This is a genomic window from Leclercia tamurae, from assembly GCF_025566055.1.
Classification (GTDB): domain Bacteria; phylum Pseudomonadota; class Gammaproteobacteria; order Enterobacterales; family Enterobacteriaceae; genus Enterobacter; species Enterobacter tamurae.
In genome coordinates this window covers 149,351-164,701 of the sequence record NZ_JAMHKS010000075.1, presented here as the reverse complement: position 1 = coordinate 164,701, position 15,351 = coordinate 149,351, and the positions used below count along the sequence as shown (strand labels likewise).

Sequence of the window (15,351 nt, the reverse complement as noted above, 5' to 3'; positions counted from 1 at the left end):
TATGAAAAAATTACGTAGCAAAATGACCACCGAAGAGCTGGCGGAGACGCTGGGTGTCGCCAGGCAGACCGTAAACCGCTGGGTGCGCAAAAATGGCTGGAAGACGGAAGGCATTAATGGGGTAAAAGGTGGGCGCGCGCGCCTCATTCTTATTGATGCGCAGGTGAAGGCGCACATCATGAATATTCCGGCTATTCGTAAACGCCAGGCGCTCTACCAGCTGGCAGAAACCGCAGCCAGCTACGGTGACGCTAAGCCCGTGGCGGTGCTTCCTGGGATCATCAATGCGCTGGAGAATATGACCTTAGCGGAACAGGAGCGGCTTGAAACGCTGCTTACCCGGGAAGGGATACAGGGTTTTCTCGTGCGGCTGAGCATTCATCAGCCAGCGGAATAAAAAACGGCAGGGAAACCTGCCGTTTTGTTTTTTACGTCCTGATTACTGCTGGCTTTCGCGCTCAGCAATAAACTCCAGCGCTCTGTTGATACGCGCCACGCTGCGGGTTTTGCCAATAGCGTGCACCGTAACGTCCAGCGCCGGAGACTGACCTGCACCGGTAACGGCTACGCGCAGCGGCATACCGACTTTCCCCATCCCAACTTCCAGCTCATCTGCTGTCGCCTGAATGGCATGATGCACATTCTCAGCGCTCCAGTCGGTAATGGTGGCCAGCTTGTCGCGAACCACTTCCAGTGGCTGACGTGCAACCGGACGCAGATGCTTCTTCGCGGCGTCGGCGTCAAACTCGTCATACTCTTCATAGAAGTAGCGGCAGTTTTCTGCGATCTCTTTCAGGGTCTTACAACGTTCACCCAGCAGTTTGATCAGGTCGGCCAGCTGCGGACCGTTGCGGGTGTCGATGTTTGCCTGCTCGATATGCCATTGCAGTTGGGTCGCAACATACTCTGGCGGCAGGGTGTTGATGTAGTGATGGTTCAGCCACAGCAGCTTATCGGTATTGAACGCACTGGCAGACTTCCCTACCGCGCTCAGGCTGAAGAGCTGGATCATCTCTTCACGGCTGAAGATCTCCTGATCGCCATGGGACCAGCCCAGACGCACCAGATAGTTGAGCAGCGCTTCCGGCAGATAGCCATCGTCACGGTACTGCATTACGCTGACCGCGCCATGGCGTTTGGACAGCTTTTTACCGTCGTCGCCGTTGATCATCGACACGTGAGCGTAAACCGGAACCGGTGCATTCAGCGCTTTAAGGATGTTGATCTGACGTGGGGTGTTGTTAATGTGGTCTTCGCCACGCACCACGTGGGTGATCGCCATATCCCAGTCATCAACCACAACACAGAAGTTATAGGTTGGAGAACCGTCAGTACGGCGGATGATCAGATCGTCCAGCTCCTGGTTGCTGAATTCGATCGGGCCGCGGATCTGATCGTCAAAGATGACCGACCCTTCCTGCGGGTTCGCGAAACGCACTACGCACGGCTCGTCCGCGGCGTGATGCTGATGATCGTGGCGGCAGCGACCGTCGTAACGTGGCTTTTCATTATTCGCCATCTGCTCTTCGCGCAGGGCTTCCAGACGCTCTTTTGAGCAGTAGCACTTATAGGCTGTACCCGCTTCAAGCATCTCATCAATAACCGCGTTGTAGCGATCAAAACGTTTAGTCTGGAAATACGGGCCTTCATCCCACTCCAGATTAAGCCAGTTCATACCATCCATGATGGCTTCGATTGCTTCCGGCGTGGAGCGTTCGAGATCGGTGTCTTCGATACGCAGCACAAACTCACCGCCCTGGTTGCGAGCAAACAGCCAGGAATAGAGAGCAGTACGCGCGCCGCCGACGTGCAGATAGCCGGTCGGGCTTGGCGCGAAGCGAGTTTTGATTTTCATGAAGTGGCCTTACAGTGATAAAGATGCCGACAACCGGCATATCCTGGAAACGAAAGTGGGCAATATTCTATCACTCCCGCCTGATTCCTCAATCTTGTTGCTGTCAGATCCTCATTCATAGCCGTTTTTGTTTAGAAATCATGCATCACTGCCGGTTTCGCGATCGTTTTGTTTAATTTTACGACGAACGAACAAAATCTTTAGAAAAGCCGTTGACTCATTTTCAACTCTCCCTATAATGCGACTCCACACAGCGGGGGTGATTAGCTCAGTTGGTAGAGCATCTCCTTTACACGGAGGGGGTCGGCGGTTCGAGCCCGTCATCACCCACCATCTACTTCGATAGATGCCGCAGTGTAGATAAGAATTGAGAATGGGCGATTAGCTCAGTTGGTAGAGCATCTCCTTTACACGGAGGGGGTCGGCGGTTCGAGCCCGTCATCGCCCACCATTCTCACCTTATCGATAGCAGTTCCGAAATGGGCGATTAGCTCAGTTGGTAGAGCATCTCCTTTACACGGAGGGGGTCGGCGGTTCGAGCCCGTCATCGCCCACCATTTCGGGTCGTTAGCTCAGTTGGTAGAGCAGTTGACTTTTAATCAATTGGTCGCAGGTTCGAATCCTGCACGACCCACCAATGTAAAAAAGCGCCCTAAAGGCGCTTTTTTGCTATCTGCAATATGGACGATTCGAACCTGCAGCAGGTTCGAGCCGAACGCAGTGAGGCACCGGAGCCGTATGGCGACGGCCCGAAGGGCGAGCGAAGCGAGTCATCCTGCACGACCCACCAATGTAAAAAAGCGCCCTAAAGGCGCTTTTTTGCTATCTGCAAATCCTACAATTTCTGCCAATCCTGGTAGTCTGACTCAAGTCCTTCTATTCCCTGCCGATATCACTTCTTTAGGCAGAGGAAATCAGCATGACCACTATTCAAACATCCGCAGCGTCCGTACAACCCCAACGCAGTAGCGGCAGCAGTTCGAGCGGGAACGATCTCTCCTCACAGATCAGCCGCCTGACCTCGCAAATCACCAAACTGACCCAGCAGCTGAAGGATGTTGCTAACGGCAGTGGCTCGGCAGAAGAAAAAAAGAAACAGCAAGAGCTGCTGCAAACGCAGATCAAAATGCTGCAAGCACAACTTGCGCAGCTGCAGCGTCGTCAGGCGGAGGAAGCACAGCAGAAGCAGGAGGCACAACAAGCCAAAGCAGAAGGTATTAAGGCCCCTTCCAGCGATCGCCAGATTGATGTCTACGTTTAACCCTTTCCTGTAGTAAAAAGTGGATCCCGTATGCGGGCCTCGGTCAACTGCTGCGCCTGCATACGTACCACTTCCCATAGCGCCTGCGCCGCCCCTGACAGCGAGCGATTCTTGCGACGAACCAGCATCAGCTTACGCTCGACGACAGGCGTGAAGCGTTTGACCGTTAAGCGGCTCCCCTGGGGCAACGGCAGCGCCAGCGCCGGCAGCACACTGATGCCAATCCCGGCCTCCACCATCGGAAAGAGCGTGGCGGGATGACCAATTTCCTGCACAATCGTCGCCCTCACCTGCTGCCCGGCAAGGGCTGCATCGATCAACGGTCGACTGCCAGAGGCATAATCCTGTAACACCAGCTTCGCCCCCTGCAGCGCATGCCAGGTGACCTCCTCAAGGGCGGCAAGAGGATCGTCGTCGCGGCAGAGGAGTAAAAAGGGTTCCGAGAGCACCTCTTCGCACTCGAGATCGCTGACCGGCCCCGGATCGATGACGATGCCGAAATCCACCTCTCCCTGACGAATACTCTCTAGCACCCACTGCTGCGGGCGATCGTGCAGCACAAAATTGATATCCGGGTACTGGTGATTACTCTGCGCGATGCAGTGCGGAATAAGATGCGCTGAAATGGTCTGGCTGGCGGCGACGCGTACCGTCCCGGAGAGCTGCTGCCCTACCCGACCGACGTCCCGCAGGGTGCTGGAGAGCTCATCGAGGATCCGCTCCAGCCGGGCCGCCAGCTGATGGCCCGCCTCCGTCAGCATCACTTCCCGGGTGGTTCTGTCGATCAGCCGCACGCCGGTCTGCTGCTCCAGCTCTTTTACGCTGTGGCTGACCGCCGACTGGCTCAGGCCGATAATCTCGCCTGCACGGCTAAAACTTTTCGCCTGCGCGACGGTGACGAAAACACGCAGCTGTCGTAACGAGTAATTCATCTGTTTTACTCATGAATTGATGCAATAAATCAATTTTATTTCTCAAAAGGAAGAAAGCACAATAGCGCTATCTGTTTTCAGGAGTGTTTATGAAACTTTTCCGCATTCTCGATCCGTTCACTATCACCCTTATCGTGGTTGTCCTGCTCGCCTCCTTCTTCCCCGCCCGGGGTGGCTTTGTTCCTTTTTTTGAGGGGCTTACCACCGCCGCCATTGCGCTGCTGTTCTTTATGCACGGGGCAAAACTCTCCCGGGAAGCGATTATCTCTGGCGGTAGCCACTGGCGACTGCATCTGTGGGTGATGTGCAGCACCTTTGTCGTCTTCCCGGTGCTGGGCGTGCTGTTTGCCTGGTGGGCGCCGATCAATGTCGATCCGGCTCTCTATAGCGGCTTCCTGTACCTCTGTATTTTGCCGGCCACGGTGCAGTCGGCAATCGCCTTTACCTCAATGGCGGGCGGTAACGTGGCGGCTGCCGTCTGCTCGGCGTCCGCCTCCAGCCTGCTGGGGATTTTCCTCTCGCCGCTGCTGGTTGGGCTGGTGATGGACATGCACGGCGCGGAAGGCAGTCTGGAGCAGGTGGGCAAAATCATGCTGCAACTGCTGCTGCCGTTTGTGCTGGGGCATCTTTCCCGGCCGTGGATAGGGGCCTTTGTGGCGAAGCATAAGAAGTGGATTGCCAAAACCGATCAGTCGTCGATTCTGCTGGTGGTTTATTCCGCGTTCAGCGAAGCCGTGGTGAACGGCATCTGGCATAAAGTCGGGGTCGGGTCGCTGCTGTTTATCGTGGTGGTCAGTCTGGTATTGCTGGCGATTATCATTGGCATCAACGTTTTTGCCGCGCGACGCTTCGGGTTCAACAAAGCCGATGAAATCACCATTGTGTTCTGCGGCTCGAAAAAGAGCCTGGCGAACGGGATCCCGATGGCCAACATTCTGTTTCCGACCTCGGTGATTGGGATGATGGTGCTGCCGCTGATGATCTTCCACCAGCTGCAGCTAATGATTTGCGCGGTCATGGCGCGTCGTTATAAACGCCAGACCGACGAGTTGCAGGCCCAGGAACAGGCCCGCACGGCGAAAGTTTAAGGACGACGCAGGGGCTGAACCAGCTGGGTCAGCCCTTCGGTTTTAATTAGCAACGTGAGCGCCATCAGCTCACCCAGATGCCCGGCAGGAAACTCATCCTTACGGGCAAACCACAGCAAATACTCTTCCGGCACATCAATCAGCCGACGGCCTTTATACTTCCCGAACGGCATCTCGGTATTGGCTATCTCGATAAGCTGCGCTTTATCCACGTTACTCTCCTAACAGACGCAGCATCTCTGCTTCATCAATCACGTCAATCCCCAGCTCCTGCGCCTTCGCCAGCTTGGAGCCCGCCGCTTCTCCGGCAATCACCAGGTCGGTTTTCTTCGACACACTGCCAGCCACTTTCGCCCCCAGCGCCACCAGACGCGCTTTAGCGTCATCGCGTGAGAGCTGGCTCAGGCTGCCGGTCAGCACCACGGTTTTCCCGGCAAACGGGCTGTCGATCTCTTCGGCGTTGATCATCTGCGGTGCAGGCCAGCGAATGCCTTCCTTAAGCAGCTGACCAATCACCTCACGGTTGCTCTCTTCCGAGAAGAAGTTAAAGACGTGGGTGGCGACCACAATGCCGACGTCCGGCACCTTTTGCAGCTCGTCAATCGTCGCCTTCTCAAGCGCCTCCAGCGTGCTAAAGTATGCCGCCAGCCCTGCTGCGGTCGCCTCCCCTACTTCGCGGATACCCAGCGCGTAGAGGAAACGGGCGAAGGTAGTGTCTTTAGATTTCTCCAGCGCGTCAGCCACGTTCTGTGCGGATTTCGGCCCCATCCGATCCAGCCCGGTCAGTTTACCCGGCGTCAGGCGGAACAGATCGGCCGGCGTATGGACATACTCTTTCTCAACCAGCTGGTCGATGATTTTGTCACCCATGCCGTCGACATCCATCGCCCGGCGGGAAACGAAGTGTTTCAGAGACTCTTTACGCTGGGCGCCGCAGACTAAACCGCCGGTACAGCGAGCCACGGCTTCACCTTCGACACGTTCAACGTCTGAGCCGCAGACCGGACAGTGGGTCGGGAATTCGACCGCACGCGTATCCTCAGGGCGTTCTGACTCCACTACGTTGACCACCTGCGGGATCACATCCCCGGCCCGGCGGATAACCACTTTATCGCCAATGCGCAGCCCCAGACGGTCGATCTCATCGGCGTTATGCAGGGTGGCGTTGCTGACCAGCACTCCTGCCACCTGGACAGGCTCCAGACGGGCAACCGGCGTTATCGCCCCGGTACGGCCGACCTGGAACTCCACATCGCGCACGAAGGTCATCTGCTCCTGGGCCGGGAACTTAAAGGCTACCGCCCAGCGCGGCGCACGGGCGACAAAGCCAAGTTGCTCCTGAAGCGCGAGGGAGTTGACTTTGATAACCACCCCGTCGATATCAAAGCCCAGAGTCGGACGGTCTGCTTCAACCTGGCGATAAAACGCCAGCACCGCTTCCGGCGAATCGCACAGCTGCACGCGGTTACTCACCGGCAGCCCCCAGGCCTTAAACTGCAGCAGGCGGCCCAGGTGGGTATCAGGCAGCTCGCCCCCCTCCAGGATGCCTACGCCGTAGCAGAAGAAGGTCAGCGGTCGCTTCGCGGTAATGCGCGGGTCCAGCTGACGCAACGAGCCTGCGGCGGCATTGCGGGGGTTAGCGAAGATTTTTCCGCCAGTGCGGCGCGCTTCTTCGTTAATTTTTTCAAAGCCCGCCTGAGGCAGGAAGACTTCGCCACGCACTTCCAGACGTGCCGGAATGTTCTCGCCATGCAGCTTAAGCGGGATAGCGCGGATGGTGCGGACGTTAGTGGTAATGTCCTCGCCCGTGGTGCCGTCGCCGCGGGTGGCGGCGCGGGTCATCACGCCGTTTTCATACAGAATGCTGACGGCCAGGCCATCCAGCTTCAGCTCGCAGCACCAGCTCAGGGCATCGGTCTGCTTCAGGCGATCCTGAACGCGTTTGTTGAAGGCGAGGAAACTCTCTTCGTCAAAGACGTTATCCAGCGACAGCATCGGTACTTCATGACGCACCTGGCTGAAAAAGGCCAGCGGCGCGGCGCCGACACGCTGGGTCGGTGAGTCCGGAGTAATTAAATCGGGACGCTGCGCTTCAAGCTCGCGCAATTCACGCATCAGTCGGTCATATTCCGCGTCCGGCACTTCGGGCGCATCCATCACATGATAGAGATATTCATGGTGGCGAAGCGTGGTTCGCAGTTCGGTGAGTTGTTGTTCGATTGAGTCCATGTCGCACCATTAATGAGAAAAACCCCCGACATGCGGGGGTTGAGGTGGTGTGAAACAAACGCGGAAACTTACGCGTTAGCTTCTTTTACTTCGCGGATGCGGTCCTGATACTCGCGCAGTTTCTGCGGCGTCATCATTCGACGCTGATCGTCGAGCACCATACCGCCGACTTCGTCCGCGATATGCTGGGCAGACTGCAGCATCAGCTTAAAGTTTTGCAGTTCATCGCCGTAAGACGGCACCTGCATAAAGATGGTAATGCCCGGGGTGGTAAAATCACCGGTCATTTCCGGATCAAAGGTGCCCGGGTTAACCATGTTCGCCAGGCTGAACAGGGAAGGACCGCTCCCGTCCGGGCTCAGGTGGCGATGGAAGATATTCATATCGCCAAATTTAAAGCCCGCCTGGTGAATGCTGTTGAGCAGCACTTCGCCATTAATGGTTGTGCCATGATGGGCCGCTACGCTCATGACGATCACCGTCTCTTTGCGCTGCGGTTTTTCAACCACTGGGGCGGCTTCAACTACCGGCTCTGGCTCAACAACAGGCGCTTGCGGCGCTGGTGCGACAGGCTGAGGAGCCTGCTGCTGCACGACCGGCTGCGGTTCAGGCTGAGCAACATACTGGGGTTGTGGCGCCGGTTGCTGACGCACAGGCTCATGCTGCTGCGGTTGCGGCTGGTGTCCCGGCTCGACCACAGGCTGCGGCGGCGCAGCGGGACGCGGCTGAGCAGATGCGTAAGGCGGCTGGTACTGATGCTGCGGAGGCTGACGAGGCGCTTCTTGCTCCCCATGGCCTGCGCCGGGCGCAGTATTGGCCCGATGAACACGTACTTCACCCACACCCTCGTCTTCCGTGTCTTCGATATCGTCATCGTTATCGTCGTCACGAGTAGACTTCATGCGCTTCAGTGGGCGATCGCGAAACATAGAAGAGCGCTCTTTACGGCTGGTCCAGAACCCATGGACCAGTAAAGCGATTATGGCGATCGCGCCAACAATGATTAATATCAGACGCAAATCCTGCATCATTATATTCTCTGTTGTTCTAACACCTTGCCACCACGGCAAACATTTACTCACTAAGAGTATTTGCCGATTACGTCAAGTGCAAGTGTATGGGGAGCATTCACAGCATAAAGATGAACTAAATCGTGCTTTTTGCTGTTTTTTCGAACATTTCCGAACTGGTGAATGCGCCGCAACTGGCTAATATAGGCAGGCAATTTCACTGGTTGTGATAAAAGGAGCTCAACCTGGTTATGGTTTCATCAACATCTTCCCCTCCCCGCAGCGGCGTCTGGTACTTTTCTCAGGGCTGGAAACTGGTTTCGCTCCCGGGTATCCGGCGCTTTGTGATCCTCCCTCTGCTGATTAACATTCTGCTGATGGGAGGGGCCTTCTGGTGGCTGTTTACTCGCCTGGACAGCTGGATCCCGGCCATTATGAGTCATGTGCCCGACTGGCTGCAGTGGCTCAGCTATCTGCTGTGGCCGCTGGTGGTGATTTCCATCCTGCTGGTCTTTGGGTATCTCTTTTCCACGATAGCCAACTGGATTGCCGCCCCCTTTAATGGCCTGCTCGCCGAACAACTTGAAGCCCGGCTAACGGGTGCGACACCGCCAGATACCGGGGTGCTGGGCATCATGAAAGATCTGCCGCGTATTATGAAACGCGAATGGCAAAAGTTCGCGTGGTACCTGCCCCGCGCCATCGTGCTGCTGATCCTCTACTTTATTCCGGGTATCGGGCAGACGGTGGCCCCGGTGTTATGGTTCCTGTTCAGCGCGTGGATGCTGGCGATCCAGTATTGCGACTACCCATTCGATAACCACAAAGTCCCGTTTAAAGAGATGCGCACTGCCCTGCGTGCCCGCAAGATGACCAATATGCAGTTTGGCGCGCTGACCAGCCTCTTCACCATGGTTCCGTTCCTGAATCTGTTCATCATGCCGGTTGCGGTGTGCGGCGCGACGGCGATGTGGGTCGACTGTTACCGTGATAAACACGCGTTGTGGAAATAAGTTAAATAAAGGGATGGCTTATGCCATCCCTTATTCCATACTGGATAGCATTATTTCCCATCAGCATATAGATATGCGATTTCCTTACTTCCCCATACTGATGCAACAGGTATGCTGGCACGGTATCCCAATTTCAAACAGTTAAGGACAGGCCATGAGTAAGATTTTTGAAGACAACTCGCTGACTATCGGTCACACGCCCCTGGTTCGACTGAACCGTATCGGTAATGGACGCATCCTGGCGAAGGTAGAATCTCGTAACCCAAGCTTCAGCGTAAAATGCCGTATCGGTGCCAATATGATTTGGGATGCGGAGAAGCGTGGCGTGTTGAAACCTGGCGTTGAGCTGGTTGAGCCAACCAGCGGTAACACCGGTATTGCTCTGGCTTACGTTGCCGCCGCGCGCGGTTACAAACTGACCCTGACCATGCCGGAAACCATGAGTATTGAACGTCGCAAGCTGCTGAAGGCCTTGGGCGCGAATCTGGTCCTGACCGAAGGCGCAAAAGGGATGAAGGGTGCGATTCAGAAAGCAGAAGAGATTGTTGCCAGCGATCCGGCAAAATATCTCCTGCTTCAGCAGTTCAGCAACCCGGCTAACCCGGAGATTCACGAGAAGACCACCGGCCCGGAAATCTGGGAAGATACCGACGGTCAGGTGGATGTCTTTATTTCCGGCGTGGGTACTGGCGGTACGCTGACCGGTGTGTCTCGCTATATTAAAGGCACAAAAGGTAAAAAAGATCTGATTACCGTTGCCGTTGAGCCAACCGACTCCCCGGTAATTGCTCAGGCGCTGGCCGGTGAAGAGCTGAAACCAGGCCCGCATAAAATTCAGGGTATTGGCGCAGGCTTTATTCCGGGTAACCTGGATCTGAAACTGATTGATAAAGTTGTGGCTATCACTAACGATGAAGCCATCTCTACCGCCCGTCGTCTGATGGAAGAAGAAGGTATTCTGGCCGGGATCTCGTCCGGTGCTGCCGTCGCTGCTGCGCTGCAATTACTCGAAGATGAAACCTTTACCAATAAGAATATCGTGGTTATTCTTCCTTCCTCGGGTGAGCGTTATTTAAGTACTGCACTGTTTGCCGATCTCTTCACAGAGAAAGAATTGCAACAGTAGTGCCAGAATGTAAATATCGCGTAAAAAAGCACCCATTCGGGTGCTTTTTTGTGGCCTGCTTCAAAGTTTTATCTCGTCTGGCATTGCTTCACCCTGTTAGCTCTGGTATTTAAGCTGACAATTATTTTGAAGCTCGAAATTAATCGATACATGAATTCCCGCTGCTGAATCGATTTTATGATTTGGTTCAAGTCTTGCTTTCGCGGCATAATGTTTAATGTCGAACGAGACGTCAGCAGCCTGACATGCCAGTACCGGAATACGTTTGACACATCTGTGCCTCGTGCCGTTAAGCCGGTGCTAACAATACAGGCTAAAGTCATGCCGCCAGGCTAGACTTTAGTTCCACAACACTAAACCAATAAGTTGGGGAAATACAATGTTCCAGCAAGAAGTTACCATTACCGCTCCGAACGGTCTGCATACCCGCCCTGCTGCTCAGTTTGTTAAAGAAGCGAAAGGCTTCACTTCTGAGATCACTGTGACTTCCAACGGCAAAAGCGCCAGCGCAAAAAGCCTGTTCAAACTGCAGACTCTGGGTCTGACTCAGGGCACCGTGGTGACCATCTCCGCAGAAGGCGAAGACGAGCAGAAAGCAGTTGAGCATCTGGTAAAACTGATGGCTGAGCTCGAGTAAGTTTCCGGGTTCTTTGTAAAAATCAGTCACAAGTAAGGTAGGGTTATGATTTCAGGCATTTTAGCATCCCCGGGTATCGCTTTCGGCAAAGCACTGCTGCTGAAGGAAGACGAGATCGTCATCGACCGGAAAAAAATTTCTGCCGACAAGGTTAGTCAGGAAGTTGAACGTTTTCTGAGTGGTCGTGCAAAGGCATCTGCGCAACTGGAAGCGATCAAGACTAAAGCTGGCGAAACTTTCGGTGAAGAAAAAGAAGCCATCTTCGAAGGCCACATCATGTTGCTCGAAGATGAGGAGCTGGAGCAGGAAATCATAGCCCTGATTAAAGATAAGAACATGACAGCGGATGCCGCTGCGCATGAAATTATCGAAGGTCAGGCGACTGCTCTCGAAGAGCTGGACGATGAATACCTGAAAGAGCGTGCGGCTGACGTGCGTGATATCGGTAAGCGCCTGCTGCGCAACATCCTCGGCCTGGCCATCATCGATTTGAGCGCGATTCAGGACGAAGTGATCCTGGTTGCTGCTGACCTGACCCCGTCAGAAACCGCACAGCTGAACCTGAACAAGGTGCTGGGTTTCATTACTGACGCCGGCGGCCGTACCTCGCACACCTCTATCATGGCGCGTTCTCTGGAACTGCCAGCCATCGTGGGTACCGGTAGCGTGACCGCGCAGGTTAAAAACGACGACTATCTGATTCTGGATGCCGTAAACAATCTGGTTTACGTCAACCCAACCAACGAGCAAATCGAAGAGCTGCGTGCTGTTCAGGAACAGGTTGCCACCGAGAAAGCCGAACTGGCAAAACTGAAAGATCTGCCGGCGATCACGCTGGACGGTCATCAGGTTGAAGTCTGTGCCAACATCGGTACCGTGCGTGACGTTGATGGCGCTGAGCGCAACGGCGCGGAAGGTGTAGGCCTGTACCGTACTGAATTCCTGTTCATGGACCGTGACGCCCTGCCAACCGAAGAAGAGCAGTTTGCTGCTTACAAAGCGGTAGCTGAAGCGTGTGGCTCACAGGCGGTTATCGTCCGTACCATGGACATCGGTGGCGACAAAGAGCTGCCGTACATGAACTTCCCGAAAGAAGAGAACCCGTTCCTGGGCTGGCGTGCGGTACGTATCGCCATGGATCGTAAAGAGATCCTGCGCGACCAGGTTCGTGCCATCCTTCGTGCTTCCGCTTTCGGTAAACTGCGCATCATGTTCCCGATGATCATCTCTGTTGAAGAAGTGCGTGCACTGAAGAAAGAGATCGAAATCTACAAACAGGAACTGCGCGACGAAGGTAAAGCGTTCGACGAATCTATTGAAGTCGGCGTGATGGTGGAAACCCCAGCCGCAGCAACGATTGCCCGTCATTTAGCGAAAGAAGTCGATTTCTTTAGTATTGGTACCAACGATTTAACCCAGTACACCCTGGCAGTTGACCGTGGTAATGATATGATTTCACATCTTTACCAGCCAATGTCACCGTCCGTGCTGACGCTTATCAAGCAAGTTATTGATGCTTCTCATGCCGAAGGCAAATGGACTGGTATGTGTGGTGAGCTTGCAGGCGATGAACGTGCTACACTTCTGTTGCTGGGTATGGGTCTGGACGAGTTCTCTATGAGCGCCATTTCCATCCCGCGCATTAAGAAGATCATCCGTAACACGAACTTCGAAGATGCGAAGGTATTAGCAGAGCAGGCTCTTGCTCAACCGACAACGGACGAGTTAATGACGCTGGTTAACAAGTTCATTGAAGAAAAAACAATCTGCTAATCCACGAGATGCGGCCCAATTTACTGCTTAGGAGAGATGGCTAATGGGGTTATTTAGTAAACTGTTCGGTGACAAAGGCAACAGCGACACCGGAACTATTGAGATTGTTGCTCCGCTGTCTGGTGAAATCGTCAACATCGAAGACGTGCCGGATGTCGTGTTTGCAGAGAAAATTGTTGGTGATGGCATTGCTATCAAACCGACCGGTAACAAAATGGTTGCGCCGGTTGATGGTACCATCGGTAAGATTTTTGAAACCAACCACGCATTTTCTATCGAATCTGATAGCGGTATTGAGCTGTTCGTTCACTTCGGTATCGACACCGTCGAGCTGAAAGGCGAAGGCTTCAAGCGTATCGCTGAAGAAGGCCAGCGCGTTAAAGTTGGCGACCCGGTTATTGAATTCGATCTGCCACTGCTGGAAGAGAAAGCCAAGTCTACCCTGACTCCGGTTGTTATCTCCAACATGGACGAAATCAAAGAACTGATCAAACTGTCCGGCAGCGTTACCGTGGGTGAAACCCCGGTTATCCGCATCAAGAAGTAACTTCTTGCCGCACAGAAAAATGGCGCCTTCGGGCGCCATTTTTGTTTGTCAGGCCGGGAGAACCAGCTCGTCGTACCCCTTCTCCTGGGTGTGCTGCATCACCTGCGTCACCCTGTCCCCTGCCCGGCTTATCGCCGCAGCCACGCTCTCGTACTGCACCAGCGCGCTGACCAGTTCAGAACAGAACAGATCCCCGGTGCCCTTCAGATCGGCGTTGATGCGTGGGTGAGCGCTGACCGTCACGTTATCGTGGGAGACTAAAACTACGTGGATGCTGTCAGCATCACCGGCAACCGGCGCACTGGTGATCGCCACCCACTGCAGTATATCGGATAGCAGCCCTCTGGCAGCGGCAATGGCGCTGGCGTTGTCCCGGCACGATTTGCCGCTAAGGACTTCCAGCTCGTAGACGTTCGGGGTAATTCCCTGCGCCAGCGGCAGCAGGTGCTGACGGTAGGCTTCCGGGATCTCCGGTTTGACGTAGGTGCCGCTGTCGGTGTCACCAATCACCGGGTCCACCAGGATCAGCACATCGGGATGCTGCGCCTTCACCGCGCGCAGCCACTCCGCCAGCAGGGCAATCTGGCTGGCGCTGCCCATATAGCCGGTGGTGACCGCCTTCAGTTCGCGTAGCACGTCGCGCTCGCCCAGCGCTTTCAGGTAGCCGCTGAACCACTCATCGGGGATCACCCCGCCGTAAAAGGTGTCGTAATGCGGGGTATTGCTGAACAGCACCGTCGGGATCGCCGTCACGTTGAGGTGATGCTGACGAATATTGGGCACCGCAATGCTGTTACCCACGCTGCCGTACACCACCTGGGACTGCACCGCCACAATGTCGGTCTGCTGCGCCCGGGTTTTATCCCGGAATAAAATCATTTCCATAGCCTTTAGATCCCTGCGCCCTGCGCATAGCTCTCCTCACCGAACACGCCGGTAGACAGATAGCGATCGCCGCGATCGCAGATGATCGCCACCACCACTGCCCCCGGCGTTGCCGCTGCTACCCGCAGGGCGCCGGCTACCGCGCCGCCAGAACTGACGCCGCAGAAGACCCCTTCGCGCACGGCCAGTTCACGCATGGTATTTTCCGCCTCGCGCTGATGAATATCCAGCACCTGGTCCACCAGCGAGGCATTAAAAATGCCCGGCATGTACTCCGCAGGCCAACGGCGAATGCCCGGAATGCTGCTGCCCTCTTCAGGCTGCAGGCCGACTATGGTGACCGCCTTTTCCTGCTCGCGCAGAAAACGGGATACTCCCGTGATGGTGCCGGTGGTGCCCATACTGGAGACGAAATGGGTGATGCGGCCTGCGGTCTGCTGCCAGATCTCCGGGCCGGTCGTCGTGTAGTGTGCGTAAGGGTTATCAGGGTTGTTGAACTGATCCAGCAGCTTGCCTTCGCCCCGGTTCGCCATCTCCAGCGCCAGATCGCGGGCCCCTTCCATCCCCTGCTCTTTGCTGACCAGAATAAGCTCGGCGCCATAGGCCAGCATCGCAGCACGCCGCTCCTGGCTCATGTTGTCCGGCATCAGCAGCTTCATGCGATAGCCTTTAAGGGCGGCAATCATCGCCAGTGCGATGCCGGTATTCCCGCTGGTGGCCTCGATCAGCACATCGCCGGGTTTAATTTCACCGCGCTTTTCCGCCTCGACAATCATCGACAGCGCCGCACGGTCTTTGACCGACCCCGCCGGGTTATTGCCTTCCAGTTTGATCCAGATTTCGCTGCCGTTGTCCGGCCCCATGCGCTGCAGTTTGATCAGAGGGGTGTTGCCGATGGTTTGTTCGAGTGTATTCATGATCGCTGTCCAATAAAAAGCCCGGTGGCGCTTCGCTTACCGGGCCTACAGGGATCATATTGTAGGCCGGGTAAGCGC

15 protein-coding genes, 4 tRNA genes and 1 other RNA gene are annotated in these 15,351 nt (G+C 55.3%); 13 read left to right on the top strand and 7 right to left on the bottom strand.

All coding sequences use genetic code 11. The features are described 5' to 3' along the window. Position 1: 1 nt before the first annotated feature. Complete coding sequence (locus M8318_RS15385; RefSeq protein ID WP_106994677.1) at positions 2-397, top strand: YfeC-like transcriptional regulator; 396 nt, start codon at positions 2-4, stop codon at positions 395-397. Positions 398-439: 42 nt separating this feature from the next. On the opposite strand, the gene gltX is transcribed toward M8318_RS15385, so the two are convergent. Further along, positions 440-1,855, bottom strand: a complete 1,416-nt coding sequence (gltX, locus tag M8318_RS15380) for a glutamate--tRNA ligase (protein ID WP_262663421.1) — start codon at positions 1,853-1,855, stop codon at positions 440-442. Between the two features lie 257 nt (positions 1,856-2,112). On the opposite strand from gltX, the gene M8318_RS15375 reads away from it, so the two are divergent. The 6 genes from M8318_RS15375 to M8318_RS15350 all read left to right on the top strand — a co-directional run bounded on the left by M8318_RS15375 (position 2,113) and on the right by M8318_RS15350 (position 3,116). After that, positions 2,113-2,188: transfer RNA gene (locus M8318_RS15375), tRNA-Val, on the top strand. 42 nt (positions 2,189-2,230) lie between these two features. Then, positions 2,231-2,306 (top strand) — tRNA-Val (locus tag M8318_RS15370). A 30-nt stretch (positions 2,307-2,336) separates the two neighbouring features. Beyond that, positions 2,337-2,412, top strand: a tRNA-Val gene (locus M8318_RS15365). Between the two features lie 4 nt (positions 2,413-2,416). Then, a tRNA-Lys gene (locus M8318_RS15360) sits at positions 2,417-2,492 on the top strand. A 29-nt stretch (positions 2,493-2,521) separates the two neighbouring features. Continuing rightward, positions 2,522-2,645, top strand: a non-coding RNA gene (locus M8318_RS15355) — RtT sRNA. Between the two features lie 129 nt (positions 2,646-2,774). Beyond that, positions 2,775-3,116 carry a FlxA-like family protein gene (locus M8318_RS15350; RefSeq protein WP_262663420.1) on the top strand — a complete coding sequence of 114 codons (342 nt, stop codon included), beginning with the start codon at positions 2,775-2,777 and terminating at the stop codon, positions 3,114-3,116. Here M8318_RS15350 and M8318_RS15345 read toward each other — a convergent pair. Further along, entirely contained in the window at positions 3,113-4,048 is a 936-nt protein-coding gene (locus M8318_RS15345; protein ID WP_262663419.1) for a LysR family transcriptional regulator, read from the bottom strand. The two genes, M8318_RS15350 and M8318_RS15345, sit on opposite strands and share 4 nt — an antisense overlap. 89 nt (positions 4,049-4,137) lie before the next feature. Here M8318_RS15345 and M8318_RS15340 point away from each other — a divergent pair, with 89 nt between their 5' ends. After that, positions 4,138-5,136 carry a bile acid:sodium symporter family protein gene (locus tag M8318_RS15340; protein WP_262663418.1) on the top strand — a complete coding sequence of 333 codons (999 nt, stop codon included), beginning with the start codon at positions 4,138-4,140 and terminating at the stop codon, positions 5,134-5,136. On the opposite strand, the gene M8318_RS15335 is transcribed toward M8318_RS15340, so the two are convergent. The 3 genes from M8318_RS15335 to zipA form a co-directional block, all read right to left on the bottom strand. Then, entirely contained in the window at positions 5,133-5,348 is a 216-nt protein-coding gene (locus M8318_RS15335; RefSeq protein WP_032612964.1) for a DUF3820 family protein, read from the bottom strand. The genes M8318_RS15340 and M8318_RS15335 overlap by 4 nt on opposite strands. A 1-nt stretch (position 5,349) precedes the next feature. Then, the gene (gene ligA, locus M8318_RS15330) at positions 5,350-7,365 is read right to left on the bottom strand and encodes an NAD-dependent DNA ligase LigA (RefSeq protein WP_262663417.1); all 2,016 of its coding nucleotides are present in this window, start codon (positions 7,363-7,365) and stop codon (positions 5,350-5,352) included. A gap of 68 nt (positions 7,366-7,433) precedes the next feature. Continuing rightward, a complete protein-coding gene (zipA, locus tag M8318_RS15325; protein WP_262663416.1) occupies positions 7,434-8,396 on the bottom strand; it encodes a cell division protein ZipA in 963 nt (320 codons plus the stop codon). Positions 8,397-8,626: 230 nt separating this feature from the next. Between zipA and cysZ the strand changes: the two genes are divergently transcribed. The 5 genes from cysZ to crr all read left to right on the top strand — a co-directional run bounded on the left by cysZ (position 8,627) and on the right by crr (position 13,471). Then, positions 8,627-9,388, top strand: a complete 762-nt coding sequence (gene cysZ / locus M8318_RS15320; RefSeq protein ID WP_166183269.1) for a sulfate transporter CysZ — start codon at positions 8,627-8,629, stop codon at positions 9,386-9,388. 154 nt (positions 9,389-9,542) lie between these two features. After that, positions 9,543-10,514 (top strand): cysteine synthase A, encoded by a 972-nt coding sequence (gene cysK / locus M8318_RS15315; protein WP_106994669.1) that lies wholly within the window; start codon positions 9,543-9,545, stop codon positions 10,512-10,514. A 379-nt stretch (positions 10,515-10,893) separates the two neighbouring features. Further along, positions 10,894-11,151, top strand: a complete 258-nt coding sequence (ptsH, locus tag M8318_RS15310; protein WP_000487600.1) for a phosphocarrier protein Hpr — start codon at positions 10,894-10,896, stop codon at positions 11,149-11,151. Between the two features lie 45 nt (positions 11,152-11,196). After that, the gene (ptsI, locus tag M8318_RS15305) at positions 11,197-12,924 is read left to right on the top strand and encodes a phosphoenolpyruvate-protein phosphotransferase PtsI (protein WP_166183270.1); all 1,728 of its coding nucleotides are present in this window, start codon (positions 11,197-11,199) and stop codon (positions 12,922-12,924) included. 43 nt (positions 12,925-12,967) lie between these two features. Beyond that, positions 12,968-13,471: a PTS glucose transporter subunit IIA gene (gene crr / locus M8318_RS15300; protein ID WP_032612978.1), complete on the top strand. Its 504-nt coding sequence runs from the start codon at positions 12,968-12,970 to the stop codon at positions 13,469-13,471. Between the two features lie 48 nt (positions 13,472-13,519). On the opposite strand, the gene pdxK is transcribed toward crr, so the two are convergent. Beyond that, complete coding sequence (pdxK, locus tag M8318_RS15295; RefSeq protein ID WP_262663415.1) at positions 13,520-14,356, bottom strand: pyridoxine/pyridoxal/pyridoxamine kinase; 837 nt, start codon at positions 14,354-14,356, stop codon at positions 13,520-13,522. A gap of 5 nt (positions 14,357-14,361) precedes the next feature. Beyond that, the gene (cysM, locus tag M8318_RS15290) at positions 14,362-15,273 is read right to left on the bottom strand and encodes a cysteine synthase CysM (protein ID WP_106994666.1); all 912 of its coding nucleotides are present in this window, start codon (positions 15,271-15,273) and stop codon (positions 14,362-14,364) included. Positions 15,274-15,351 lie beyond the last annotated feature (78 nt).